The sequence below is a fragment of the Rhodococcus sp. 21391 genome, from assembly GCF_016772255.1.
Classification (GTDB): domain Bacteria; phylum Actinomycetota; class Actinomycetes; order Mycobacteriales; family Mycobacteriaceae; genus Rhodococcus_F; species Rhodococcus_F opacus.
This window is the reverse complement of sequence record NZ_CP063781.1, coordinates 1,461,272-1,485,990: the sequence shown is the minus strand read 5'-3', so window position 1 is coordinate 1,485,990 and position 24,719 is coordinate 1,461,272. Positions and strand designations below refer to the sequence as shown.

Here is a 24,719-nt window from a genome sequence, read left to right as displayed (position 1 = left end):
ACTGTAAACGAGGCGAAAGGCGCAGTAGTGACAGCAGGGCCCATCCTCGCCGCCTGTGCGGCCACCTTCGTGCCGTCCGATCCTCCGCGCGACTCCCGCTTGGCGTTCTGGCGTGATTCCCCGGACGGGCCACTGCCACCGAGTATCGATTCCCACACCCGGATGGCAATCGGAAGCACCGTGGAACGCGTTCCGACGCAGAGTATCTCGCTCGCCGACACGCTGCCGATGCTCCTGGCACTGCGACCCGGCGAGACAGCGCATCGATCGGTCGCATTCTGGGCCGCCTGCACCCGGACCGCTCTCGGATACGTCGGGACGGGCAAGATCCTTCCCGCGGTTGCGCCGAGTGGCCGAGACCGCTGGCGGCTCGGCGTCCTCGACGACGAGGACGAATCGCATCTGCGCCTGCTGGCCGCCGCCCTCCCGCCGGAAGCGCGCGCGATTCCACTCGGGGATCCGTCCGCCGCCGGAGTTCGCCTCCCCGCCGCGGTGGACGTGCTGCGCGACTTCCTCACCGCTGCCGTCGACACGATCCCGCGACTCGACTCACCGGCCGACGCCGGCCCCTACCGGGGATGGAACGCCGAGACCTTCCCCGCACTTTAGGCGTGGGCGGACGCCCTGGCACCCGATGCGATCGCGCTGTCGTTGCGGATCGACCCCGTCGATCCGCACGCGGTCGACCTCTCGGCCGGCGAGTTCGACGCGACGGTCCAGGTGCACGGTGTGGCGCGGCCCGGGGTGGTGTGCGACGCCGTCGACCTGTGGCGGCATCCGACGCTCGCCGAGTCCGCGTTCGCCGCCGACCCGCGGATCGAGGTTCTCGACGCCCTCCGCCGCGCGGCCCAGGACTGGGCTCCGCTCGAAGATCTGCTGCGAGCCGAGGCGCCGCACCGCATCCGGCTCGAGGACGACGACCTGGCGTCCCTCGCCGGGGACGCCGGCCGTCGGCTGCGTGAGCGTGGAGTCGAGATCCATTGGCCGCGCGAACTGGTCGCCCGCACCTCCACCCGCATGATCCTCGGCGAGCCCGGGTCCCGCGAGGGCGCAGCCGCTTTCGGCGGCGACCGCGCCTTCGACGTCGACTGGCGCGTGGCGGTGGGCGACGACGTTCTGACCCGCGAGGAAATGGAGGAGCTCGTCTCGGCGGAGCGCGCCGTCGTGAAACTCCGCAACCGATACGTCGTCGCGGACTCGGCGTTGATACGAAAGACCCTCCAGCGGCGGACCGGAACGATGACGTCCATCGAGGCCCTCCGCGCGTCGCTGACCGGCCGGGCCCGGCGCGGCGAGGAGGACGTCCGCGTCGACTCCTATGGAGCGGCCGCGGCGGTGGCGCGTGAGCTGTCCGACCAGGATCCGGAGGCCGTGCCGGTCCCCGCAGCCCTGCGCGCAGTTGCGGGACTACCAGCTGACCGGATTCCGCTGGCTGGCCGGGCTCACGTCACGAGGCCTGGGCGCCTGTCTCGCCGACGACATGGGCCTGGGAAAGACGTTGACCCTCATCGCACTTCACCTGCACCGACAGCAGACACCGCAAACGGCAGGACCCACGCTGGTGGTCTGTCCCGCGTCTCTGCTCGGAAACTGGCGACGAGAGATCGAACGCTTCACACCGGGCACCGGCGCCCTCGTCCACCACGGTCCGAAGCGGCGCCCTCCCGGTGAGACGGTCGCAGGCGGCAGCGACACCGTCGTCCTCACCACGTACGCGACGATGCGGCTCGATTGCGACGTACTCGCCCGGACCGTGTGGGGTCTGGTCGTCGCGGACGAGGCGCAACACCTGAAGAACCGCGCCGCGTCCGTCACCCGGGCACTGCGGACGATTCCGGGACAGGCCCGCGTCGCGCTCACCGGGACACCCGTGGAGAACAGGCTCAGCGACCTCTGGTCGATCCTCGACGCCGTCACACCGGGCCTCCTCGGTCCGTACGCGCAGTTCCACCGCCGCTACGACGGCTCGGCCGCCGAGGACGGCACCGACCGCGCGGCGGAGTTGGCGGCGTTGATCTCGCCGTTCGTCCTCCGGCGCACGAAGTCCGATCCGGGGATCGCCCCCGAGCTTCCGCCGAAGACGGAGATCGACCTGGACGTCACGCTCACCCCGGAACAGGCCGGAATGTACGAGGCCCTCGTGCGCGAGGCCATGGAGCAGATCGAGACGAGCGACGGCATCGGGCGGCGCGGCAGCATCGTGTCGCTGCTGACCGGACTCAAGCAGATCTGCAATCACCCCGCCCAGTACCTCGGGCAGGAGCACGCCGCGCTCACCGGCCGCTCCCACAAGATCGGTCTGCTCGACGAGCTGATCGACACCAACCTGTCGGAGGGCGGGCGTTCGCTCGTCTTCACCCACTTCACCACGATGGGACGGCTGCTGCGGCGGCACCTGACGGCGCGAGGAGTGGGCTGCGAATTCCTGCACGGGGGCACACCCGTCCCCGCCCGGGAGGAACTGGTCGAACGCTTCCAGAACGGCGACATTCCCGTCCTGATCCTGTCCCTCAAAGCCGCCGGTACCGGGTTGAACCTCACCCGGGCCGATCATGTCGTCCATTTCGACCGCTGGTGGAACCCCGCGGTCGAGGACCAGGCCACCGACCGCGCGTACCGCATCGGGCAGGCCCAGCCGGTCGTCGTCCACCGGCTCGTCACCGCGGGAGCCATCGAGGAACGCATCGCCGGCATGCTCGCGTCCAAGCGGCAGCTCGCCGACTCCGTCCTGTCACACGGTGCCGACGCCTTCACCGAACTGACCGATCGCGAACTCACCCGGCTGGTGGCGCTGAGCCCCGACTACGACTTCGGAGGTGATCTGTGAGCGACGCCGTCACGCTTCCCCGCTTTCCGGCGCAGAAGGGCCGCCGCACCCGCGGCCGGACCTGGTGGGCGCAGCGATGGGTCGACGATGTCGAGCAGGCCGCACTCGACTCGGACACGCTGAAACGCGGACGCGCCTATGCCCGTGGTGGACTGGTCGGTCCGCTCACGTTCGCGGCCGGGCTCGTCTCCGCGGACGTGCACACGGACGAGGAGAGACACGTGCGGATCCGGGTGGACCAGCTGGACGAGCGCCAGTGGGGCGAGGTGCTCACGACCCTCGCGTCGCGGAGCGGTCACGTCGCCCAGTTGTCGAGTGGGACGCTTCCCCGCGAACTCGACGACGACCTCGCTGCCGTCGACGTGTCCCTCGTGCCGTCGATGTTCGACGCCGACGCAACGTGCACCTGCGAGGAGTGGGCCGTGCCGTGCCGCCACGCTGCCGCGGTGCTGTATCAGGCCGCGTGGGTGCTCGACGTCGACCCGCTGCTCTTCTTCCTCCTGCGCGGACGGGAGGGACAGGAGGTTCTCCAGCTCAGGCACGGCGCACACGAGGAGACGTCTCATTCCTCGCTCGACGGTTCGTTCGTCCCGGTGTCGGCGTTGGACGCCTACGCCGCAGTTCCCGGACCGCTTCCGACGTCGCCTCGTTCCGGCGGAATCCTGGTGCGCCCACGTTGGCTCGACGACGCTCCCCCCGAGGTTCAGGCGGACGCCGTGTGGTCTGCGATCGTCACTGCGATTTCGCGATACGGAGACCGCGTCTGAGGTCGTCCGACGGTCCGGGCACGAGGCTCGGTGCGACCACCCGGGCCCCGGTCGCCGGATACGGCGTGCAGATCTGGGCGTCGTGCACGAAGCACCAGCGCCAGTTGTCCCCCGCGTGGAGCGACTGGACGATCGGATGACCGCTGCGTTCGGCGTGGTGTCGCGCGTGCCGCATCGGTGATCCGTCACTGCATCCGACATAGCCGCACGTCAGGCACAACATCAGGTGCTCCCAGCGGGTACCGAGCGCGAGACAGCCCTCGCACCCGTCCGACGTGTGCGCGACGACATCGCGAATCATGTTCAGATCGGGATCGTGCCAATTATTGGATTGGGTCATAGTGCCACCCCTCAGTTACCAAGATTGGCGGCTGATCCGTCTCGCCACATGGTCACGGCGGAACGAAAGAATCCACCGAAATCCGGCCTCAGCGGACAGCGTCCCGGTTTCGACGGCGCAAAACGGGGTAGTTCCAAGCCATGGATCTGGAAGCAGCCCCAGACCCGAGGGTGGATGACACGCCGCGGGCGACGAACCTGTCCGCGGTGTTGGCCGTCACCGCGCACATGCACGACTGCGGGAATCGGGACGAGATCCTCGCCCTGCTGGTCGAAGCTCTCCCCGAAGTCGGTCCCTTCACGGTGGAACCCGTGTCGGTTCCGACGGGCGAACGCCACGACGACGACGTCTGGCGACACCGCGTGCTGCTCGACGATTCGTGGTCGAGGCCGGTGTCGCTCACCCTGCGGGCCGACTACCCGCCTACCCCGGTGCAGGCCACGCTGCTCGAGTTGTTGATTCAGCACACGGGGTCGGCCCTGCGCGCCACATCGCTCCGCTCCCGGGCGGCCACACAGGAACGTCAATTGCGCGAGGCCGCGGACGAGATCACCGCGCTCGGCGCGCGGGTCGCGCGGCTCGAGGAGGAAGCAAAGATCCAGAACACGTTCGGACGCCTTGCCGCGACCGGCGCCGACGAGACCGCCATCGCCGAGACCCTCCACCACGTGACCGGACTTGCCGTCGGGATCGAGGACGCCTTCGGCAATCTCCGCGTCTGGGCCGGCCCGGACAAGGCCCCGCGGTACCGCAAGATCGGCGGCGGGAACCGAGTCGACATCCTGCGCCGTGCCGCGATGGAAGGGCGCCCGCTGCGGCACGACAACCGGATCGTGCAGATAGTCCGGCCCGGCCAGACACTTCTCGGCGTTCTGTATCTGTCCGACCCGGAACATCGGGCCACCGACCTCGACACCGTCGCCCTCGAATACGCCGCGACGATGCTCGCCGTCGACATGGCGCATCGCAGATCACTCGCCGAGACGGAGGCGCGGCTGAGCCGCGACCTGGGCGCCGACCTGCTCGCCGGCACCGACGACGACAGCGCCTACTCGCGGGCCGACGCACTCGGCTACGACCTGCACACCCCGCAACGCGTCCTGGTGGTCCACTGGGGGCCGGACACACCCGTCGAGTCCGTCGCGGAGGCCTTCCGGCGTCACCTGGCGTCCTCCGACTCGTCGGCCCTCCTCGTCCACAACACCGAGCACCGAACCGGGGTCCTCGCCGCCGTCATGGACGCGAAGACAGATGTGAACATCATCTTCACAGCGCTGGAGAAGTCATTCGGCCCCGCGGTGGGAGTGATCGGTGTCGGATCCGAATGCATCTCCCCCAGTGGTCTTCCCGACTCGTACACCCACGCGATACGGGCGCTCGAGATCAGAAAACAGTCGCTGTCGCCCCGTGGCGTGGCGCTGTTCGACGAACTCGGCGTCTACCGGATCCTCGACTCGCACAGCAGCACCGGAGACGTCGAGGCATTCGTGCAGGAATGGCTCGGCCCACTGCTCGACTACGACCGGGAACACCGCAGCACGATGACGGCCACACTGGCCCAATACCTCGAATGCGGAGGCAAGTACGACGAGACCGCGCAGGCACTCCGGATCCACCGCAGCACCCTGCGATACCGGATGTCTCGCATTCACGAACTGACCGGGCGTGATCTCCGCAGCGTCGACACACGCCTGAATCTTCATCTGGCGTCCCGCGCACTGCAGGTCCTGGCCGGCGGTGCGCCGGGGTGAAAAGACAGGCGCGGCATGGGTGTTCGTGCCCGGGAATGCCGAAAGCCCCCCAACATGGTTGGGGGGCTTTCGGTAACGGATGTTCGGCGGTGTCCTACTCTCCCACACCCTGTCGGGTGCAGTACCATCGGCGCTGGAGGGCTTAGCTTCCGGGTTCGGAATGGGACCGGGCGTTTCCCCTCCGCTATGGCCGCCGTAACTCTATGAAACTGTCACACGGAACATCAGCGAAGACACACATCCCATCACCATCGGTGGTGGGGTGTTCTTCTTTCTTCTGTTCTGAAACGTGTGTGTTGTTTCAGATACTGCACAGTGGACGCGTAGCTTCTTTGTGGTAAGTCCTCGGCCTATTAGTACCAGTCACCTGCACCAGTTACCTGGCTTCCAGTTCTGGCCTATCAACCCGGTGGTCTGCCGGGGGCCTTACCCCCTCGAGGGGGTGAGAAACCTCATCTTGGAACAGGCTTCCCGCTTAGATGCTTTCAGCGGTTATCCCTTCCGAACGTAGCTAACCAGCGGTGCTCCTGGTGGAACAACTGGCACACCAGAGGTTCGTCCGTCCCGGTCCTCTCGTACTAGGGACAGCCTTCCTCAAGTTTCTAACGCGCGCGGCGGATAGAGACCGAACTGTCTCACGACGTTCTAAACCCAGCTCGCGTGCCGCTTTAATGGGCGAACAGCCCAACCCTTGGGACCTACTCCAGCCCCAGGATGCGACGAGCCGACATCGAGGTGCCAAACCATCCCGTCGATATGGACTCTTGGGGAAGATCAGCCTGTTATCCCCGGGGTACCTTTTATCCGTTGAGCGACACCGCTTCCACTTGCCGGTGCCGGATCACTAGTCCCGACTTTCGTCCCTGCTCGACCTGTCAGTCTCACAGTCAAGCTCCCTTGTGCACTTGCACTCGACACCTGATTGCCAACCAGGCTGAGGGAACCTTTGGGCGCCTCCGTTACATTTTGGGAGGCAACCGCCCCAGTTAAACTACCCACCAGGCACTGTCCCTGAACCAGATCATGGTCCGAGGTTAGAGGTCCAATACGATCAGAGTGGTATTTCAACAACGACTCCACACTCACTGGCGTGAGCGCTTCACAGTCTCCCACCTATCCTACACAAACCGAACCGAACACCAATACCAAGCTGTAGTGAAGGTCCCGGGGTCTTTTCGTCCTGCCGCGCGTAACGAGCATCTTTACTCGTAATGCAATTTCGCCGAGTCTATGGTTGAGACAGCTGAGAAGTCGTTACGCCATTCGTGCAGGTCGGAACTTACCCGACAAGGAATTTCGCTACCTTAGGATGGTTATAGTTACCACCGCCGTTTACTGGGGCTTAAATTCTCAGCTTCGCCATTGCTGGCTAACCGGTCCTCTTAACCTTCCAGCACCGGGCAGGCGTCAGTCCGTATACATCGTCTTACGACTTCGCACGGACCTGTGTTTTTAGTAAACAGTCGCTTCTCACTGGTCTCTGCGGCCCCACCCAGCTCACACTGCAAGAGTGATCACCGGACGAGGCCCCCCTTCTCCCGAAGTTACGGGGGCATTTTGCCGAGTTCCTTAACCATAGTTATCTCGATCGCCTTAGTATTCTCTACCTGACCACCTGTGTCGGTTTGGGGTACGGGCCGTGTGAAAGCTCGCTAGAGGCTTTTCTCGGCAGCATAGGATCACTGAATTCGCCTCATTCGGCTATGCGTCACCTCTCAGGCTGTGTGAATGGCGGATTTGCCTACCATTCGCCCTACAGGCTTACACCAGTATTACCACTGACTGGCTCAGCTACCTTCCTGCGTCACCCCATCGCTTGGCTACTACCAGATCAGGTCCCATGCATCCACATCCAGGGCCCCCGAAGGGGCGTAAGGACGCTTCAGGATGGTTAGTATCACTGATTCACCAGGGGCGCGTTCACACGGGTACGGGAATATCAACCCGTTGTCCATCGGCTACGCCTGTCGGCCTCGTCTTAGGTCCCGACTCACCCTGGGCGGATTAACCTGGCCCAGGAACCCTTGGTCATTCGGCGGACGAGTTTCTCACTCGTCTTTCGCTACTCATGCCTGCATTCTCACTCGTGTGGCCTCCACGGCTAGGTCACCCTGCCGCTTCCATGGCCACACGACGCTCCCCTACCCATCCACACCACTGCCCAAGACTCCGCAGAATCAAGGGGGTGCATTGTGTGAATGCCGCAGCTTCGGTGGTGTACTTGAGCCCCGCTACATTGTCGGCGCAGGATCACTTGACCAGTGAGCTATTACGCACTCTTTCAAGGGTGGCTGCTTCTAAGCCAACCTCCTGGTTGTCTTCGCGACCCCACATCCTTTTCCACTTAGTACACGCTTAGGGACCTTAGCTGGCGATCTGGGCTGTTTCCCTCTCGACTACGAACCTTATCGCCCGCAGTCTCACTGCCGCGCTCTCACTCACCGGCATTCGGAGTTTGGCTGATTTCGGTAAGCTTGTGGGCCCCCTAGACCATCCAGTAGCTCTACCTCCGGTGAGAAACACGCGACGCTGCACCTAAATGCATTTCGGGGAGAACCAGCTATCACGGAGTTTGATTGGCCTTTCACCCCTACCCACAGCTCATCCCCTCAGTTTTCAACCTAAGTGGGTTCGGTCCTCCACGACGTCTTACCGTCGCTTCAACCTGGCCATGGGTAGATCACTCCGCTTCGGGTCTAGAACATGCCACTACGGACGCCCTATTCGGACTCGCTTTCGCTACGGCTACCCCACACGGGTTAACCTCGCGACATGCCACTAACTCGCAGGCTCATTCTTCAAAAGGCACGCCATCACCCCCCACACCGAAGTGTGCAAAGGCTTTGACGGATTGTAAGCGCACGGTTTCAGGTACTATTTCACTCCCCTCCCGGGGTACTTTTCACCTTTCCCTCACGGTACTAGTCCGCTATCGGTCACCAGGGAGTATTCAGGCTTATCGGGTGGTCCCGACAGATTCACACCAGATTTCACGGGCCCGGTGCTACTTGGGTTTCCATCACGACAGTCATCATGTTTTCGTGTACGGGACTCTCACCCTCTACGACAGGCCGTTCCAGACCACTTCCACTAACACAATGATTTCTTACTGTCGGCCAACACGGCAGCATTGACAAGATGAACCCCACAACCCCACGAATGCAACACCTGCCGGCTATCACACATCCATGGTTTAGCCTCTTCCGCTTTCGCTCGCCACTACTCACGGAATCACTATTGTTTTCTCTTCCTGTGGGTACTGAGATGTTTCACTTCCCCACGTTCCCTCCACACACCCTATATATTCAGGTGCGGGTAACACGACATCACTCGTGCTGGGTTTCCCCATTCGGACATCCTCGGATCTCAGCTCGGTTGACAGCTCCCCGAGGCTTATCGCAGCCTCCTACGTCCTTCATCGGCTCCTGGTGCCAAGGCATCCACCGTACGCTCTTCATTACTTACAACAAAGATGCTCGCGTCCACTGTGCAGTTCTCAAACAACACACCCCGCTCGAACTCCCATCAGCACCATGCCCACCACCGAAATGATGCGGTCTGCCTGACATTCGAACCGGATCGTTTTTGCCTAGAAAAAACACTCACGTGTTCTCTCAGGACCCAACAGTGCATCGATATAACTCTTCTCCCACCGGCACTCGGGCCGGCAGTAGTGAAAAGAATGTTTGTCAGTGTTCCACCCATGAGCGTCTGCCGTTCCACATGTGGGAACGAAACAGTCTCTGCCAGAACATCATCCACTGACTGTTCAGTGGTACACGTCTGGAGATGTGCTCCTTAGAAAGGAGGTGATCCAGCCGCACCTTCCGGTACGGCTACCTTGTTACGACTTCGTCCCAATCGCCGATCCCACCTTCGACGGCTCCCTCCCACAAGGGGTTAGGCCACCGGCTTCGGGTGTTACCGACTTTCATGACGTGACGGGCGGTGTGTACAAGGCCCGGGAACGTATTCACCGCAGCGTTGCTGATCTGCGATTACTAGCGACTCCGACTTCACGGGGTCGAGTTGCAGACCCCGATCCGAACTGAGACCAGCTTTAAGGGATTCGCTCCACCTCACGGTCTCGCAGCCCTCTGTACTGGCCATTGTAGCATGTGTGAAGCCCTGGACATAAGGGGCATGATGACTTGACGTCGTCCCCACCTTCCTCCGAGTTGACCCCGGCAGTCTCTTACGAGTCCCCACCATTACGTGCTGGCAACATAAGACAAGGGTTGCGCTCGTTGCGGGACTTAACCCAACATCTCACGACACGAGCTGACGACAGCCATGCACCACCTGTATACCGACCACAAGGGGGGCCGTATCTCTACGGCTTTCCGGTATATGTCAAACCCAGGTAAGGTTCTTCGCGTTGCATCGAATTAATCCACATGCTCCGCCGCTTGTGCGGGCCCCCGTCAATTCCTTTGAGTTTTAGCCTTGCGGCCGTACTCCCCAGGCGGGGCGCTTAATGCGTTAGCTACGGCACGGATCCCGTGGAAGGAAACCCACACCTAGCGCCCACCGTTTACGGCGTGGACTACCAGGGTATCTAATCCTGTTCGCTACCCACGCTTTCGCTCCTCAGCGTCAGTTACTGCCCAGAGACCCGCCTTCGCCACCGGTGTTCCTCCTGATATCTGCGCATTTCACCGCTACACCAGGAATTCCAGTCTCCCCTGCAGTACTCAAGTCTGCCCGTATCGCCTGCAAGCTCGAGGTTGAGCCTCGAGTTTTCACAGACGACGCGACAAACCGCCTACGAGCTCTTTACGCCCAGTAATTCCGGACAACGCTTGCACCCTACGTATTACCGCGGCTGCTGGCACGTAGTTGGCCGGTGCTTCTTCTGCAGGTACCGTCACTTTCGCTTCGTCCCTGCTGAAAGAGGTTTACAACCCGAAGGCCGTCATCCCTCACGCGGCGTCGCTGCATCAGGCTTTCGCCCATTGTGCAATATTCCCCACTGCTGCCTCCCGTAGGAGTCTGGGCCGTGTCTCAGTCCCAGTGTGGCCGGTCACCCTCTCAGGTCGGCTACCCGTCGTCGCCTTGGTAGGCCATTACCCCACCAACAAGCTGATAGGCCGCGGGCCCATCCTGCACCAGTAAACCTTTCCACCCTCAGCCATGCAGCCGAAGGTCATATCCGGTATTAGACCCAGTTTCCCAGGCTTATCCCGAAGTGCAGGGCAGATCACCCACGTGTTACTCACCCGTTCGCCGCTCGTGTACCCCGAAGGGCCTTACCGCTCGACTTGCATGTGTTAAGCACGCCGCCAGCGTTCGTCCTGAGCCAGGATCAAACTCTCCGTTGAAGACTCTAGATTTCGAAACCCCCAAAAGGAGTCTCTAATCAGTCATAGACATCGAGTCAAATCACTAGCAATCAAAAACTCAAACTAGCATTTCAAACACTGACCCCCCTCCGACGGAAGAAGGAGAAGAGCCAGCAAATACCCACACCACAACTCACAACCAAACCACAAGGGCCAGTTGATCATCCGTGATGCGGAGTACCAAAAACATTTGGCACTGACATTCATCGACACACTGTTGAGTTCTCAAAGAACACGCACACACCATCACTACCGAAGTCGCAACTTCGGCCGCTCCGGGGCAACCGTTCCATCTTATCCTACCAGCCTCACCGGCGCAAGCCGAGACGCTGATCAGAATCTAACCGGGATGGAAGCATCACCGTACACGACGGTGAACTTCCGATTTACCAGGCGCCTGCGTCCAACCTCGTGTCCCCGCCTTCCGGCCGGGGTCGGTGTCCGTGTCGCTCTGACCTGGAATAAGTTACGCGAAGGGAAACTGCTTGCCAAATCGCCAGGTCACGGTGTTCGTCGATTTAGATTCTGCTGGTCAGAGCCGGTGCGCCGGAACCGATCCGGCGTTCTGCCGCTCACCCGGGCCGCTGTGACGCCGGACTCACCGCTCAGAGCCTGGATCTGCGTCCACCCTTTCGATCCGGCCACCGAGTTCCTGGAGGATCTCGACGAATCGGGGGTAGCCCCGGTCGATGTGGAAGACGTCGTGCACTTCAGTAACCCCGTCGGCGACGAGCCCCGCCAGCACCAGGCCGGCGCCTGCCCGGATGTCCGAGGACCACACCGGCGCACTCGACAGCTGCGCGATTCCCCGGATCACAGCGTGATGACCGTCCGTCCGCGCATCGGCACCCAACCGGATCATCTCCTCGACGAAACGGAACCGCGCCTCGAAGACGTTCTCCGTGATCATCGACGTTCCCTCCGCGACCGCGGCGAGACCGATGGCCATCGGCTGGAGGTCGGTGGGGAAACCCGGATACGGCAGGGTCGCGAAGTTGACGGCCGTAGGCCGTGCTTCCTGGACCACCCGGAATCCGTCGGCCTCGGCCGTGACGTCGGCTCCGGCGACCCGCAGCTTGTCGAGCACCAGGCCGAGATGCTTCGGGTTGACTCCGCGAACGCGCACGTCGCCACGGGTCATCGACGCGGCAATCCCCCACGTCGCTGCGACGATCCGATCCCCGATGACCCGGTGCGTGGTCGGCTCGAGTTTGGGGACGCCCTGGATCGTCAGCGTGGACGTGCCGGCACCCCGGATCTTCGCGCCCATCTGGATCAGCATGTTGCACAGGTCGACGATCTCGGGTTCGCGAGCCGCGTTGTCGATCACCGTCTCGCCCTTGGCGAGTACGGCGGCCATCAAGATGTTCTCGGTCGCCCCCACCGAGGGGAACGCGAGCCGGATGTTCGCACCGTGCAGGTCGTCGGCCTGCGCAACCACGCAGCCGTGCTCGATCGTGCTGTGGGCGCCCAGCAACCGCAGCCCCGACTGGTGCATGTCGAGGGGCCGCGAACCGATGGCATCACCACCCGGTAGCGCGACCACCGCGCGACGGCATCGCGCGACCAGCGGTCCGAGCACACACACCGACGCGCGGAACTGACGTACCGCCGCGAAATCGGCGTGGTGTTTGGGCTCGGCGGGTGTGGTGATCCGGACGATGGAATCGTCGAGGTCCACCTCGCAGCCGAGGCCGCGAAGGACGTCGGCCATCAAGGGGACATCCAGGATGTCCGGGCAGTTGGTGACAGTTGTGGTGCCCTCAGCCAACAGCGCTGCCGCCATCAGCTTGAGAACGCTGTTCTTCGCGCCCCCGACAGACACTTCACCTACGAGGCGGTTACCGCCGGTGACAAGGAAGCGTTCGCTCACAGAACACAGCCTAGAGCCAGGGATGCCGACCCCGGAGGCCGGTACCGTAACGCTATGGCCGTACACCTCACCAAGATCTATACCCGGACCGGCGACGACGGGACCACCGGACTCAGCGATTTCTCCCGTGTGTCGAAGAACGATCCGCGGCTGATCGCCTATGCCGACTGCGACGAGGCGAACGCTTCGATCGGGGTCGCGGTGGCATTGGGCGACCCGCCCGAGGAGATCCGGTCGATCCTGCGGCAGATCCAGAACGACCTGTTCGACGCCGGCGCCGACCTCTCCACCCCGGTGGAGGCCGAACCGAAGTACCCGCCGCTGCGGATCTCCGACGAGTACATCGACCGTCTCGAGGGCTGGTGCGACGAACTGAACGAACGCCTGGCGCCGCTGAACTCCTTCATTCTCCCCGGCGGCACGGCACTGGGAGCTCTGCTGCACGTGGCGCGGACCGTGACCCGGCGGGCCGAACGGTCTGCGTGGGCGGCCGTCGACGCGAACCCGGAGACCACCCACGCACTCCCCGCGAAATACCTCAACCGGCTGTCGGATCTGCTGTTCATCGTCAGCAGGCTCGCGAACCCCGAGGGCGACGTGCTGTGGAAGCCCGGGGCCGGAAAGTCCTGATCAGAGTCGGCGACCGCGAACCGATCGGCCGGACGGCCGTGATTCGACCCAGGACAGGAACGCGGTCAACGCTCCCCCGTCCAATGCGATCTCGTACGAGCTACCGCGGTCCTTGACCGACAGGATGATGATTTCCTCGGACATGATGTCGAATTCGGAGCCCTCCGGGCTGCGACGACCTGCGACCTCGATGCCCTGGCGGTCGATGCGCGAATCAGGGCCGGGACGCAAACTCGACAGTTTGAAGAAGACGAGGGAACCCTCGCCGTAGCGGATGACGCCGTGGCGCCACCCGGTGTCCCCCGGGGCAGGCGTCACCCGGAGGATCGCCGCGGTGCCACCGCGGCGCAGTACTGCAAGCCGATACAAAAAGACCGCGACGAAGGCCGCGAGCAGCACAACCAGAATGATCAACACAGTCATTCCGATTGTCACTGTTCGTCGGCTCCGTCGCGGTCTTTCTCGTGCAGCCTAAGCGCGCTCTACAGCGCGGACCCGACCCTTGGCGACAGCAATCGCCTCGAGATCGTCTCCGCTCTCTGCGAGCACGGCCTTGGCCGCTTCCACATCGATGTCCTCGGCCAAGTCGGCTGACTCGGCGAGGATCGTGACTGTCTTCGCGGTCACGGACAGGAACCCGCCGTGCACAGCAGCGACGATACGCTCACCGTCGGCCGTCGTGATCGCAACCACTCCGCCCTCGACCAGCTGTCCGAGAACCGGCTCATGCCCAGGCATGACACCGATCTCGCCCTCGGTCGTCTGTGCGCTGACGAGAGTCGCCGAACCAGACCACAACCGTCGCTCCACGGCGACGAGTTCCACGGTCATCTCAGCCATCGTCGACTACTTCCCGGCGATCTTCTTGGCTGCAGCCTCGACGTCGTCGAGTCCACCGCAGCTGTTGAACGCCTGCTCGGGAAGGTGATCGAACTCGCCCTTGCAGATGCGGTCGAAGGCTTCGATGGTATCGCGGAGCGGCACCACGGAGCCGGGCTCACCGGTGAACTTCTCGGCGACGATGAAGTTCTGGCCGAGGAACTTCTGCAGACGGCGGGCACGGCCGACGAGCACCTTGTCCTCTTCCTGCAGCTCGTCCATACCGAGGATGGCGATGATGTCCTGCAGTTCCTTGTACTTCTGCAGGATGCGCTTGACCTCGTTGGCGACCCGGAAATGCTCGGCACCGACGATGCCGGGCTCCAGGATGCGGGAGGTGGAGGTCAGCGGGTCCACAGCGGGGTAGATACCCATCTGCGAGATCGGACGCGACAGCTCGGTGGTGGCATCGAGGTGCGCGAACGTCGTGGCCGGCGCCGGGTCGGTGTAGTCGTCGGCGGGCACGTAGATCGCCTGCAGCGAGGTGATGGAGCGGCCTCGCGTCGACGTGATGCGCTCCTGCAGCTCACCCATCTCGTCAGCCAGGGTCGGCTGGTAACCCACGGCCGAAGGCATACGACCGAGCAGGGTCGACACCTCGGAACCGGCCTGGGTGAAACGGAAGATGTTGTCGATGAACAGCAGCACGTCCTGACCCTGGACATCGCGGAAGTACTCCGCCATGGTCAGCGCGGACAGGGCGACACGCATACGCGTTCCCGGCGGCTCGTCCATCTGGCCGAAGACGAGGGCGGTGTCCTGAAGGACGCCCATCTCTTCCATCTCGAGGTGGAGGTCGGTGCCCTCACGGGTGCGCTCACCGACGCCTGCGAACACCGAGGTTCCGGAGAACTCGCGGGCGATACGGGTGATCATTTCCTGGATCAGAACGGTCTTGCCGACGCCGGCACCACCGAACAGACCGATCTTTCCACCCTTGACGTACGGGGTGAGGAGGTCGATGACCTTGATGCCGGTCTCGAGGATCTCCGTCTTGCCCTCGAGCTGGTCGAAGGCCGGTGGCTTGCGGTGGATGCCCCACTGCTCGCCGTCGCGGCCCGTGCCGGGAGCATCGAGGCAGTCGCCCAGTGCGTTGAACACGTGGCCCTTGACGACGTCACCGACGGGAACCGAGATCGGCTTGCCCGTATCGGACACGGAGGTGCCACGGATCAGGCCGTCGGTGGGCTGCATCGAGACGGTGCGCACCAGATTGTCCCCGAGGTGCTGTGCGACCTCGAGGGTCAGCGTCTTGGCGACCGAAGGGAGCGTGATCTCGGCGTGCAAGGCGTTGAACAGTTCAGGAATAGCGCCACGCGGGAATTCAACGTCCACGACGGGACCGATGACCCGCACGACGCGGCCGGCGACGGACGAACCCGAGCCTGCCCCGTTGTTTTCGGTTACTGCTGCGGTCATTGCTTAGTCACTTCCTGCGCTCGAGGCGAGCGCATTCGCGCCGCCGACGATCTCGCTGATTTCCTGGGTGATCTGGGCCTGGCGAGCCTGGTTTGCCTGACGGCTCAACGTGTTCACCAGTTCGTTTGCGTTGTCCGTCGCCGCCTTCATGGCCGTACGACGGGCAGCCGACTCCGACGCCGCAGCATCCAGCAGCGAGGAGTAGATACGGGTGCTGATGTACTTCGGCAGCAGGGCACCGAGCAACTTGTCGGGTTCCGGCTCGAAGTTGTATCCGGCGACCGGTTCCGAGTTGCTGGATCCGTGACCGTTCGACAGCATGTCTTCGCCGAGTTCGACGCGCTCCTCGGAGACCATCACCTCGAGGGGAGCCATCCGGCGAACCTCGGGAGACTGGGTCAGCATCGACACGAAGCGCGTGTAGACGATGTGCAGCTCGTCGACGCCTTCGATGGTGCCCTCACCGTTCGGCGCGGGGACCTCCGAACCGGAGCCCGCCATGAACAGGTCGACCAGGTGCCGGCTCGCCTTGGCAGCGTCGGAGTAGCCCGGATTCTGGGAGAACCCGGTCCACGCACCTCCCAGGTCGCGGCCACGGAACGTGTAGTACCCCAGACCCTTGGATCCGAGCACGTAGATGACCGGGTCCTTGCCCTCGCTGCGCAGCAGCTGGAACAGCTCCTCGGCCTCCTTGAGGACGTTGGAGTTGTACCCGCCGCACATACCGCGGTCGCTGGTGACGACCAGAACCGCGGCACGCTTGGGGTCGGTGCGCTCGTTCAGCAACGGGTGGTCCAGCGAAGCGGACGCGCTCGCCAGCTCCGACAGGACCTTCGTGATCTCTTCGGCGTACGGCTTCGCCGCGGCAACGCGCGACTGCGCCTTCGTGATGCGCGAGGTCGCGATCAGTTCCTGGGCCTTGGTGATCTTCTTGGTCGAGTTGACCGACTTGATGCGAGACCTCAGTTCGAGAATGCTTGCCATCGATCGATCACTCTCCCTTCATGTTTCGCAGCATCATGGACGGGCCGCTCACTTGCTGACGGTGGTGCGCTTGACGTTGATCTGCTCGTGGCCGACCTCGCCGGCATCCAGAGCTTCGGCCTCGGCCTCGTTCACGACCCGGCTTCCGTCGGACGCGAGGAAGGTTTCCTTGAACTTGTCGGTGGCCACGACCAGCGCCTTGGCGTTGTCGGCGTCGAGGGCCTTGCCGCCCTTGATGCTCTCGTACACGCCGGAGGCGGTGCGGTGCAGCTCGTCGAGCAGTTCGGCCTCGAAGCGGCGGACGTCACCGACGGGAACGCTGTCGAAGACACCTTCGCCGGCCAGGTAGATCGACACGATCTGGTCCTCGACGGGGATCGGGCTGTACTGATCCTGCTTGAGCAGCTCCACCAGGCGGGCACCACGCTCGAGCTGTGCCTTGGAGGCGGCGTCCAGGTCGGAGGCGAAGGCGGAGAACGCCTCGAGCTCACGAAACTGAGCCAACTCCAGACGCAGCGAACCGGAGACCTTCTTCATGCCCTTGGTCTGCGCGGCGCCACCGACTCGGGACACCGAGATGCCCACGTTGATGGCGGGACGGACACCCTTGTTGAACAGGTCCGACTCGAGGAACACCTGACCGTCGGTGATGGAGATGACGTTGGTCGGGATGTAGGCCGAGACGTCGTTGGCCTTGGTCTCGATGATCGGCAGCGCGGTCAGCGAGCCTCCACCCAGGGCGTCGGACAGCTTGGCCGAACGCTCCAGCAGGCGGGAGTGCAGGTAGAAGACGTCACCGGGGTATGCCTCACGTCCCGGCGGACGACGCAGCAGCAGCGAGATGGCGCGGTACGCTTCGGCCTGCTTGGTCAGGTCGTCGAACACGACCAGGACGTGCTTGCCCTGGTACATCCAGTGCTGTCCGATGGCGGAGCCGGTGTAGGGCGCGAGCCACTTGAAACCGGCGGAGTCGGAGGCCGGGGCGGCGACGATGGTGGTGTACTCCATCGCGCCCTGCTCCTCGAGGGCAGCCTTGACGCCCGCGATGGTGGAGCCCTTCTGCCCGATCGCGACGTAGATGCAGCGAACCTGCTGCTTCTCGTCGCCGGTCTCCCAGTTGGCCTTCTGGTTCAGGATCGCGTCGATGCAGACGGCGGTCTTGCCCGTCTTACGGTCGCCGATGACGAGCTGACGCTGTCCGCGGCCGATCGGGGTCATCGCGTCGATGGCCTTGATGCCGGTCTGCAGCGGCTCCTCGACGGGCTGACGCTCGAGCACCGAGGCAGCCTGCAGTTCGAGGGCGCGGGTCTCGTTGCTCTCGATCTCGCCCAGGCCGTCGATCGGCTGGCCGAGCGGGTTGATGACGCGGCCGAGGAAGGCGTCGCCGACCGGTACCGACAGCACGTCGCCGGTCCGCTTGACTTCCTGGCCTTCCTGGATGTGCTCGTAATCGCCCAGGATGACGGCACCGATCTCGGTGGCATCCAGGTTGAGCGCGACACCCAGAATTCCGCCGGGGAACTCCAGCAGTTCGTTGGCCATCGCCGAAGGCAGGCCACTGACGTGCGCGATGCCGTCGCTGGTGTCGGTCACAAGGCCGACCTCTTCGCGGGAGGCCTCCGGGGAGTAGCTCGCGGTGTAGTTCTCGATCGCACTACGGATCTCGTCGGAGGAGATCGTCAGCTCCGCCATGTTTTTCCTGCTCTCGGTGTCTGGTCTTCGAAAAGATCTGGGGTATGGGGTTCGGTTGCGGACTACTTGAGGGACTTCCGCAGCGCTGCGAGACGTCCCGCGCCACTGCCGTCGATCACCTCGTCGCCCACCCGGACGACCAAGCCGCTGAGGAGTTCAGGATCGACCTCCACGTGAACCGTCACCGGCTTCCCGTAGGTACGGGTGAGGGTGGCGGTCAGCCGATCCGACTGCTCACTGGACAGCGGAGCAGAGCTGCGCACCTTGGCGACAACTGCTTCCCGCTGTGCTGCTGCCAGATTCGACAGTTCGTCGAAGGCGTCCGCGGGTGCGGAGTTCTTCAACCGGCCCACTGCCTGGGTCGCCAGCGCCTCGGCGACAGCGGTGACCTTGCCGTACAGCAGCTTGGAGAGCAGTTCACGCTTCCTCTTCGCCGGCACGGAACGGTCGGACAGTGCCTGCTCGAGCTTCGGGTCACCGGCAACGATGCGGCCGAGGCGGAAGAGCTCGTCCTCGACAGCGTCGAGCTGTCCCTGATCGGCCGCTGCCTTCAGCAGCGATTCCCGACCGACGAGCACCAGCGAGTTGAGCAGGTCGGAGGTGACGGACCAGTCCTGGCCCACCGCCGCCTTCAGGACGGCGAGGGTCTCGGCCGAGACCTTGCCACCGAATACCTGCTCGGCCAGACCTTCGCGAACGTTCCCGGGCGTCGAGGTGTCCGACAGGGCACTCCGGAGAGTGCGCTGCTCGTCCAGGATCTCGACGACCGAGAACAGCTCGGCCCCGATCTGGGCCGCGGCCGCTGTGGCTGCTCCGGCAGAGACGGATCCCAAGGCCGAAGACAACGCAGCACGGGTCTGCGTCAAGGCCTCACGGCTCGCTGCGTACATGGTGCTCACTTCCCTGCTGCGGAATTTGCGCCGATGGTGTCGAGCTCGTTCAGGAAGCGATCGACCGTGCCGGCCCGCTTGACGTCGTCGGCGAGGGACTCACCGATGACCTTCTCAGCGAGGTCGACCGCGGTGCGGCCGAGATCGGCGCGCAGTTCGGCGACGATCTGCTGACGCTGGGCAACCAACTGGCTGTTGCCGGCGGCCACGATGCGGTCGCTTTCTTCCTGAGCCTGTGCCTTCATTTCGGCGATGATCTGCTGCCCCTGGGTGCGCGCGTCCTCACGGATCTGCGCAGCCTCGGTGCGAGCTTCGGCGAGCTGGGCGCGGTACTGCTCGAGCGCCGCCTTCGCTTCGGCCTGGGCCTCTTCGGCCCGCTTGATGCCGCCGTCGATCTGCTCGGTTCGCTCGGCAAGGACCTTCTGGAACATCGGAAGGACGTACTTCCAGAAGACGAAGCCAACGATGACCAGGCAGACGATCGACCAAACGATGTCATACGTCGCGGGGAGGAGAGGGTTGTGGCTCTCTTCCTCTGCCGCGAGCAATGCGATGTTGGCTGCCATGTGACGGTCTTAGAAAATGAAGCCGGCGACGAGGCCGATCAGCGCGAGGGCTTCGGTGAAGGCGATACCGAGGAACATCGTGGTACGGACCTGTCCGGCCATCTCGGGCTGGCGAACCATGCCCTCGATCGCCTTGCCGACAACGATGCCCACGCCGATGCCGGGGCCGATTGCGGCGAGGCCGTAGCCGATGGCTCCGAAGCCCTTCGCCGTGGTGGTGGTCTCGACCGCTCCTTGTGCCAGGTACGCGAGGCTCATGGTGTTCCGTTCCCTTTCTGTTGACCTCCGCCGGATTCGGCAAGAGGCTCAGTTCTTGGTGTAGCTGGTCGTGAAAACTTGTGGTGCTAGTGCGAATCCGCGTGCAGCGCCAGATCGATGTACACCGATGTGAGCAGCGCGAAGACGTAGGCCTGCAGGAAGATCACCAGCAGTTCGAAGAAGGTGAATGCAATGCCGGCGGCAAGCGAGGCCACACCGAACACAGCCTGGAAGCCACCGGAGACGAAGAAGAAGTACTGGGTGGCGCTGAAGAACAGCACCAGCAGGATGTGGCCGGCCAGCATGTTGGCCATGAGACGAACCATGAGGGTGAACGGCCGGAGGACGAACGTCGAGATGAACTCGATCGGCACGAGCAGGAAGTGCAGCGGAAGTGGAACACCGGGGACCACGATGCTGCTCTTCACGTACTTGAAGAAGCCGTACTTCTTGATGCCGACGTAGTTGAACACGATGTACGCCAGGGCGGCGAGCACCAACGGCATGCCGATTCGCGCGTTCGGCGAGATATTGATGAAGGGGATGATGCTGCCGAGGTTGCTGGCGAGCACCAGGAAGAAGATGGTGGTGATGACCGGCAGGAAGCGCTTGCCCTGCTCCTTGCCGAGAATCTCTTCCGCGATGTTGATCCGGACGAAGTCGAGCGCGATCTCACCGATGTTCTGGACACCGCGCGGAATGATCTTCGGGCTGCGCATCGCGATGACGAAGAAGAGCATCATCAGTCCGGACAGCAGGATGCGAACCAGCATCAGGCGGTCGAGTTCGAACGGAGTCCCTTCGAACAGGACCGCGGGCGGGAAGAAGTCGTTCAGGGAAGGCGCGTGGAATTCTTCTCCAGCAGCCACGTTGATGACGCTCAGCGTTCTCTCCCGTAGTCGGTCCGCAGCCTTCGTTGACTGCGGTTCGATCGGACATTGACGATCAAACAAGTCGACAAGCTCGACTCGCGTATTCGTCAGCTGCAGCGGACTGTTCGAGTCCAGCGTCTGTCGGTGTCGGCGACTCTCGTCGACTCGGCGGCCCTGAAAGTGCGGCCACCTACAAGCATGCAATACCGGCGAGTAACTTACTCGCACTCTCATTGCTCTCGCTTGACCCAGACCTTAGCAAGTCATCTACGACGTTGTGTAGACGGGGTCCGGGTCGATTCAATTTTACTACATCTCGTAGTACTACTTATCGTCCGATTCCGGCGAGCCGGCGTCGTCCGACGGCGTGGGCTCGACGTACGGCGCCTTGGTTCCCAGCACTCCGAACGTCTCCGCTCCCAGCACGATCACCAGCGACAGCACCATGACCAGCACCAATGCTGTCTTGTCGTAGAAGTCGAGCGGTTTGAGGATCGCCAGGACCGTGATCGCGAGGATCATCTTCAACAACCACGTACCGAGCAGTACCGCTCCCGCCGTCAAGGCCGGAAGTTTCGCGGTGAACAGCACACCCAGTGCGGTGCACAGGATGAACCCTCCCCCGACTGCCGCACCGAGAAGAGCGCCGTACAGACCGGGCTTGCCCGCGACGAGAAACGCGATGATCGAACCGACCACTGCCAGCACGATCAGACCGAGAACTCCGTAGCGGACGGCAGCCCGCAACGATGCGGTGTGATCAGGGGCGGAGGCGGGGGTGAACGTCACGGTCGCCAAGGGTAGTGGATCTTCGCCGGTCCGCCGCAACCCTCCGGTCAGCCGCGACGGTCGTGCTGCTGTCCGCGAATCGACGGGACGGCCGTGACGACCAGCGCGAAGACGAGGCCTCCCGCAACCAGGAGGACGACGACGCGACGGTCGAACAGGGCCGATCCGACCGCGCCGAACGCCAGGACACCGACCCACAAGTAGATGAGCAGCACGACGCGACGGTGCGAGTGCCCGATCTGCAGGAGCCGGTGGTGGAGGTGCATCTTGTCGGGACTGAACGGGCTCACCCCCGCACGGGTACGCCGGACCACGGCGAGCAGCAGGTCGAGGATCGGGATGAACATGACGGCACCGACGAGGAGCAGCGGAGAGAGAAGTCCGAGCAGGTCGCGGGTGCCGTACGCCGTCAGCGGGATGCGACCGGACGCGCTGGTGGAGATGGCCGCGAGCATCAGGCCGATCAGCATGGAGCCGGAGTCGCCCATGAAGATCTTGGCGGGCTGGAAGTTGTGCGGCAGGAATCCGAGACACGCACCTGCCAGCGCCGCGGCGATCAGCGCGGGCGGATACGCGCTGACGTCGCCGCCCTGATCGTGCAGAAGCCCCACCGAGAACACGCAGATCGCGAGCGAGGAGATCAGACCGAGGCCCGCCGCGAGGCCGTCGAGGCCGTCGACGAAGTTCATGGCGTTCACCATCACGACCGCGACACCCACCGTGACGAGACCGGCCTGGAGCTGGTCGAGGATGACGGTGCTGCCGTCCCCGAACGGCATATAGATGATGAACCAGCTCACCCCCATCACGACGAGGATTCCCGCCGCGGTGACCTGGCCGACGAACTTGGTGAGCGCGTCCAGGCCCCACCGGTCGTCGACCACCCCCACCAACACGATCACGAACCCCGAGACCAGGGCCGCGGGAATGTCGGAGGTGAACTCGAATCCCCTGGTCAGGGCAGGTAGCTGCTGCGCGAACAACAACGCGACGAGCATGCCGAGATACATGCCGACCCCGCCGAGGCGCGGCGTCGGAGTGACGTGGACGTCGCGGTCCCGCGGCACGGCCACCGCCCCGAACCGGAGTGCGAACAGCCGCACGGCCCCGGTGGCCAGGTAGGTGACCACCGCAGCGGTGAAGAGGACGAGCAGGAGTTCACGCAGCGGGACACCCGCGCCCCCACCTGCTTGGGCCAGCGCCACGCCGGCCGATTCGGCAGCACTCACTGGGCGGACAGGCTCTCCGCCGTCACTCCGAGCACGTCGGCGACATCGCCGGTGGGCACGGCACCTTCACGCAGAATCCGGGGGGTCGCGCCGGTGAGGTCGACGATCGTCGATGCCTGCCCCTGCTCGGCCCGACCACCGTCGAGGTACACGCTCGCCGATCCGCCGAGTTGCTCGCGCGCCTCCTCGACCGTCGTCGCGGGCGGCTGCCCGGAGACGTTCGCGCTCGACACCGCAAGCGGTCCGACTTCACGCAGCAGTTCGAGGGCGACGGGGTGCAGCGGCATGCGCAGCATGACCGTGCCCCGGGTGTCGCCGAGATCCCACGCCAGCGAAGGCGCTTGTTCCACAACGAGACTCAGCCCGCCCGGCCAGAACGCCCGGATCAGGTCGCGCGTCTGCGGGCGGACGCTGTACACCAGGCCGTCGATCGTGTTCCACGAGCCGACGAGCACGGGAACCGGCATGTCGCGTCCGCGACCCTTGGCCCGCAGGAGGGCGGCGACAGCCTCGCTGTCGAATGCGTCCGCGCCGATTCCGTACACCGTGTCTGTGGGGAGCACGACGAGCCGCCCGGCCTTCAGCGCATTCTTGGCCGCACTCATTCCGGCGGAGCGTGAATCGGGAAGGCCACAGTCGTATACGGTACTCACCCGCCCATTCTTTCACCCTCGGCGACGGCCCCTGCACGCTGCGCCTCGATATCCGTTGCGACGCGCCGGGCGACCACGAAGCGCGGCTTGCCGGCGAGGTCCGGGTGCTCCGCGACCTCGCCGAACACCCGGCGGGACGCGAACAGTGCCGCCACGTCGGACCCGTTGGAGTCGTCGTGCTCGATGCCGACCGCTCCCCCGATCCGCAACCAGCGCGCGACGTTCGAGATCATCGGCTTGATGACGGACAGTCCGTCCGGTCCGGCGAACAGCGCGCTGTGCGGATCGTGGTCGGCCACCTCGGGTTCGAGCTCGACACCTTCCGGGATGTACGGCGGGTTCGCCACGATCAGGTCGACGCCGCCTTCGAGCCCGGCCAGCAACGTCCGATCGGTCACGTCGCCCTGGTACAGCCGGATCGGTGCGTCACCTGCCTGTTCGCGGGCATCGGCGTTGCGCCGGGCCCACGCGAGAGCGTGCGGTTCGAGTTCGACGGCGTGCACGACGGCGTCGGGGCGGGCATTGGCGATCGCGAGCGCGAGCGCGCCCGACCCGGTGCACAGGTCGAGGACCACCGGCGGATGCTGATCGCAGCTTCCGAGGAACGCGAGCGCCCAGCCGAGCAGCAATTCCGTCTCGGGACGCGGCACGAAGACCCCGGGGCCGACCTCGATGTCGATGTCCCCCATCGCGGCGGTACCGAGGATGTACTGCAACGGAATCCGCTTGGCGCGCTGGTCGACCATCTTCTTGTAGGCGTCGATCACCGACTCGTCGACCAGCGGGACGAGGCCGAGCCGGGTCCGCTCCACCCCCAGCAGGTGGGCCGCGAGCAGTTCGGCATCCGCACGGGAGCTACGCACCCCGGCCTCGTCGAGTTGCGCGGTTGCGTCGATCAGGGCCAGGCGAAGAGGAAGGCGACTCACAGGTACAGACTGCCACGCGGCTCGCCGTCCGG

20 protein-coding genes, 3 rRNA genes and 1 pseudogene are annotated in these 24,719 nt (G+C 64.1%); 6 read left to right on the top strand and 18 right to left on the bottom strand.

Annotated features, from left to right (window positions below):
• Positions 1–27: 27 nt before the first annotated feature.
• From GO592_RS44110 to GO592_RS06995, 4 genes and pseudogenes are all read left to right on the top strand, one after another.
• Positions 28–609: a hypothetical protein gene (locus tag GO592_RS44110; RefSeq protein WP_237720377.1), complete on the top strand. Its 582-nt coding sequence runs from the start codon at positions 28–30 to the stop codon at positions 607–609.
• Between the two features lie 111 nt (positions 610–720).
• Positions 721–1,209 (top strand): annotated as a pseudogene (locus GO592_RS44105) (SNF2 helicase-associated domain-containing protein); the annotation flags it as partial.
• Between the two features lie 109 nt (positions 1,210–1,318).
• Positions 1,319–2,827 (top strand): DEAD/DEAH box helicase, encoded by a 1,509-nt coding sequence (locus GO592_RS44100; RefSeq protein WP_237720376.1) that lies wholly within the window; start codon positions 1,319–1,321, stop codon positions 2,825–2,827.
• Entirely contained in the window at positions 2,824–3,594 is a 771-nt protein-coding gene (locus tag GO592_RS06995; RefSeq protein ID WP_007296552.1) for an SWIM zinc finger family protein, read from the top strand. Before GO592_RS44100 ends, GO592_RS06995 begins: the two co-directional genes overlap by 4 nt.
• Here GO592_RS06995 and GO592_RS06990 read toward each other — a convergent pair.
• Positions 3,560–3,934, bottom strand: a complete 375-nt coding sequence (locus tag GO592_RS06990) for a UBP-type zinc finger domain-containing protein (protein ID WP_007296551.1) — start codon at positions 3,932–3,934, stop codon at positions 3,560–3,562. The two genes, GO592_RS06995 and GO592_RS06990, sit on opposite strands and share 35 nt — an antisense overlap.
• 140 nt (positions 3,935–4,074) lie before the next feature.
• Here GO592_RS06990 and GO592_RS06985 point away from each other — a divergent pair, with 140 nt between their 5' ends.
• Positions 4,075–5,685, top strand: coding sequence for a PucR family transcriptional regulator (locus GO592_RS06985; protein WP_039950828.1), 1,611 nt, complete (start codon positions 4,075–4,077; stop codon positions 5,683–5,685).
• Positions 5,686–5,766: 81 nt separating this feature from the next.
• On the opposite strand, the gene rrf is transcribed toward GO592_RS06985, so the two are convergent.
• From rrf to murA, 4 genes are all read right to left on the bottom strand, one after another.
• Positions 5,767–5,883, bottom strand: a 5S ribosomal RNA gene (rrf, locus tag GO592_RS06980).
• A 135-nt stretch (positions 5,884–6,018) separates the two neighbouring features.
• A 23S ribosomal RNA gene (locus GO592_RS06975) occupies positions 6,019–9,152 on the bottom strand.
• A 335-nt stretch (positions 9,153–9,487) separates the two neighbouring features.
• Positions 9,488–11,006 (bottom strand): 16S ribosomal RNA (locus GO592_RS06970).
• Together the 16S, 23S and 5S rRNA genes form the textbook arrangement of a ribosomal RNA operon.
• Positions 11,007–11,625: 619 nt before the next feature.
• Positions 11,626–12,900 (bottom strand): UDP-N-acetylglucosamine 1-carboxyvinyltransferase, encoded by a 1,275-nt coding sequence (murA, locus tag GO592_RS06965; protein WP_005571044.1) that lies wholly within the window; start codon positions 12,898–12,900, stop codon positions 11,626–11,628.
• A 54-nt stretch (positions 12,901–12,954) separates the two neighbouring features.
• Here murA and GO592_RS06960 point away from each other — a divergent pair, with 54 nt between their 5' ends.
• The gene (locus tag GO592_RS06960) at positions 12,955–13,530 is read left to right on the top strand and encodes a cob(I)yrinic acid a,c-diamide adenosyltransferase (protein WP_007300054.1); all 576 of its coding nucleotides are present in this window, start codon (positions 12,955–12,957) and stop codon (positions 13,528–13,530) included.
• Here GO592_RS06960 and GO592_RS06955 read toward each other — a convergent pair whose 3' ends face one another.
• The 13 genes from GO592_RS06955 to prmC form a co-directional block, all read right to left on the bottom strand.
• Entirely contained in the window at positions 13,531–13,953 is a 423-nt protein-coding gene (locus GO592_RS06955; RefSeq protein WP_005571048.1) for a DUF2550 domain-containing protein, read from the bottom strand.
• Positions 13,954–14,001: 48 nt separating this feature from the next.
• A complete protein-coding gene (locus GO592_RS06950; protein ID WP_007300053.1) occupies positions 14,002–14,370 on the bottom strand; it encodes a F0F1 ATP synthase subunit epsilon in 369 nt (122 codons plus the stop codon).
• A 6-nt stretch (positions 14,371–14,376) separates the two neighbouring features.
• Positions 14,377–15,828, bottom strand: a complete 1,452-nt coding sequence (gene atpD, locus GO592_RS06945; protein WP_005252960.1) for a F0F1 ATP synthase subunit beta — start codon at positions 15,826–15,828, stop codon at positions 14,377–14,379.
• Between the two features lie 3 nt (positions 15,829–15,831).
• Positions 15,832–16,812, bottom strand: a complete 981-nt coding sequence (locus GO592_RS06940; RefSeq protein ID WP_007300052.1) for a F0F1 ATP synthase subunit gamma — start codon at positions 16,810–16,812, stop codon at positions 15,832–15,834.
• Between the two features lie 48 nt (positions 16,813–16,860).
• The gene (gene atpA / locus GO592_RS06935) at positions 16,861–18,504 is read right to left on the bottom strand and encodes a F0F1 ATP synthase subunit alpha (protein WP_007300051.1); all 1,644 of its coding nucleotides are present in this window, start codon (positions 18,502–18,504) and stop codon (positions 16,861–16,863) included.
• A 62-nt stretch (positions 18,505–18,566) separates the two neighbouring features.
• Positions 18,567–19,394 (bottom strand): F0F1 ATP synthase subunit delta, encoded by an 828-nt coding sequence (locus tag GO592_RS06930; RefSeq protein ID WP_054248286.1) that lies wholly within the window; start codon positions 19,392–19,394, stop codon positions 18,567–18,569.
• A 5-nt stretch (positions 19,395–19,399) separates the two neighbouring features.
• Entirely contained in the window at positions 19,400–19,960 is a 561-nt protein-coding gene (locus GO592_RS06925; protein WP_005264494.1) for a F0F1 ATP synthase subunit B, read from the bottom strand.
• Between the two features lie 9 nt (positions 19,961–19,969).
• Positions 19,970–20,218 carry an ATP synthase F0 subunit C gene (locus GO592_RS06920; protein ID WP_007300050.1) on the bottom strand — a complete coding sequence of 83 codons (249 nt, stop codon included), beginning with the start codon at positions 20,216–20,218 and terminating at the stop codon, positions 19,970–19,972.
• Positions 20,219–20,304: 86 nt separating this feature from the next.
• Positions 20,305–21,087 carry a F0F1 ATP synthase subunit A gene (gene atpB / locus GO592_RS06915; RefSeq protein WP_005264492.1) on the bottom strand — a complete coding sequence of 261 codons (783 nt, stop codon included), beginning with the start codon at positions 21,085–21,087 and terminating at the stop codon, positions 20,305–20,307.
• A 327-nt stretch (positions 21,088–21,414) separates the two neighbouring features.
• On the bottom strand, positions 21,415–21,888 hold the full coding sequence (locus GO592_RS06910; protein ID WP_007300049.1) for a hypothetical protein: 474 nt from the start codon (positions 21,886–21,888) through the stop codon (positions 21,415–21,417).
• A gap of 38 nt (positions 21,889–21,926) precedes the next feature.
• The gene (locus GO592_RS06905) at positions 21,927–23,108 is read right to left on the bottom strand and encodes a glycosyltransferase family 4 protein (RefSeq protein WP_005252952.1); all 1,182 of its coding nucleotides are present in this window, start codon (positions 23,106–23,108) and stop codon (positions 21,927–21,929) included.
• Positions 23,105–23,761 carry an L-threonylcarbamoyladenylate synthase gene (locus tag GO592_RS06900; RefSeq protein ID WP_005264478.1) on the bottom strand — a complete coding sequence of 219 codons (657 nt, stop codon included), beginning with the start codon at positions 23,759–23,761 and terminating at the stop codon, positions 23,105–23,107. Before GO592_RS06900 ends, GO592_RS06905 begins: the two co-directional genes overlap by 4 nt.
• On the bottom strand, positions 23,758–24,687 hold the full coding sequence (gene prmC / locus GO592_RS06895; RefSeq protein WP_005571059.1) for a peptide chain release factor N(5)-glutamine methyltransferase: 930 nt from the start codon (positions 24,685–24,687) through the stop codon (positions 23,758–23,760). The genes GO592_RS06900 and prmC overlap by 4 nt, the downstream gene beginning before the upstream one ends.
• Positions 24,688–24,719 lie beyond the last annotated feature (32 nt).

Bases quoted from the DNA above. Each gene is read 5' to 3' on its own strand.
- GO592_RS44100 (WP_237720376.1), top strand. From the start codon at position 1,319: ATGGAGCGGCCGCGGCGGTGGCGCGTGAGCTGTCCGACCAGGATCCGG.
- GO592_RS06990 (WP_007296551.1), bottom strand. From the start codon at position 3,934: ATGACCCAATCCAATAATTGGCACGATCCCGATCTGAACATGATTCGC.
- GO592_RS06985 (WP_039950828.1), top strand. From the start codon at position 4,075: ATGGATCTGGAAGCAGCCCCAGACCCGAGGGTGGATGACACGCCGCGG.
- GO592_RS06960 (WP_007300054.1), top strand. From the start codon at position 12,955: ATGGCCGTACACCTCACCAAGATCTATACCCGGACCGGCGACGACGGG.
- GO592_RS06955 (WP_005571048.1), bottom strand. From the start codon at position 13,953: ATGACTGTGTTGATCATTCTGGTTGTGCTGCTCGCGGCCTTCGTCGCG.
- GO592_RS06950 (WP_007300053.1), bottom strand. From the start codon at position 14,370: ATGGCTGAGATGACCGTGGAACTCGTCGCCGTGGAGCGACGGTTGTGG.
- atpD (WP_005252960.1), bottom strand. From the start codon at position 15,828: ATGACCGCAGCAGTAACCGAAAACAACGGGGCAGGCTCGGGTTCGTCC.
- GO592_RS06940 (WP_007300052.1), bottom strand. From the start codon at position 16,812: ATGGCAAGCATTCTCGAACTGAGGTCTCGCATCAAGTCGGTCAACTCG.
- atpA (WP_007300051.1), bottom strand. From the start codon at position 18,504: ATGGCGGAGCTGACGATCTCCTCCGACGAGATCCGTAGTGCGATCGAG.
- GO592_RS06930 (WP_054248286.1), bottom strand. From the start codon at position 19,394: ATGTACGCAGCGAGCCGTGAGGCCTTGACGCAGACCCGTGCTGCGTTG.
- GO592_RS06925 (WP_005264494.1), bottom strand. From the start codon at position 19,960: ATGGCAGCCAACATCGCATTGCTCGCGGCAGAGGAAGAGAGCCACAAC.
- GO592_RS06920 (WP_007300050.1), bottom strand. From the start codon at position 20,218: ATGAGCCTCGCGTACCTGGCACAAGGAGCGGTCGAGACCACCACCACG.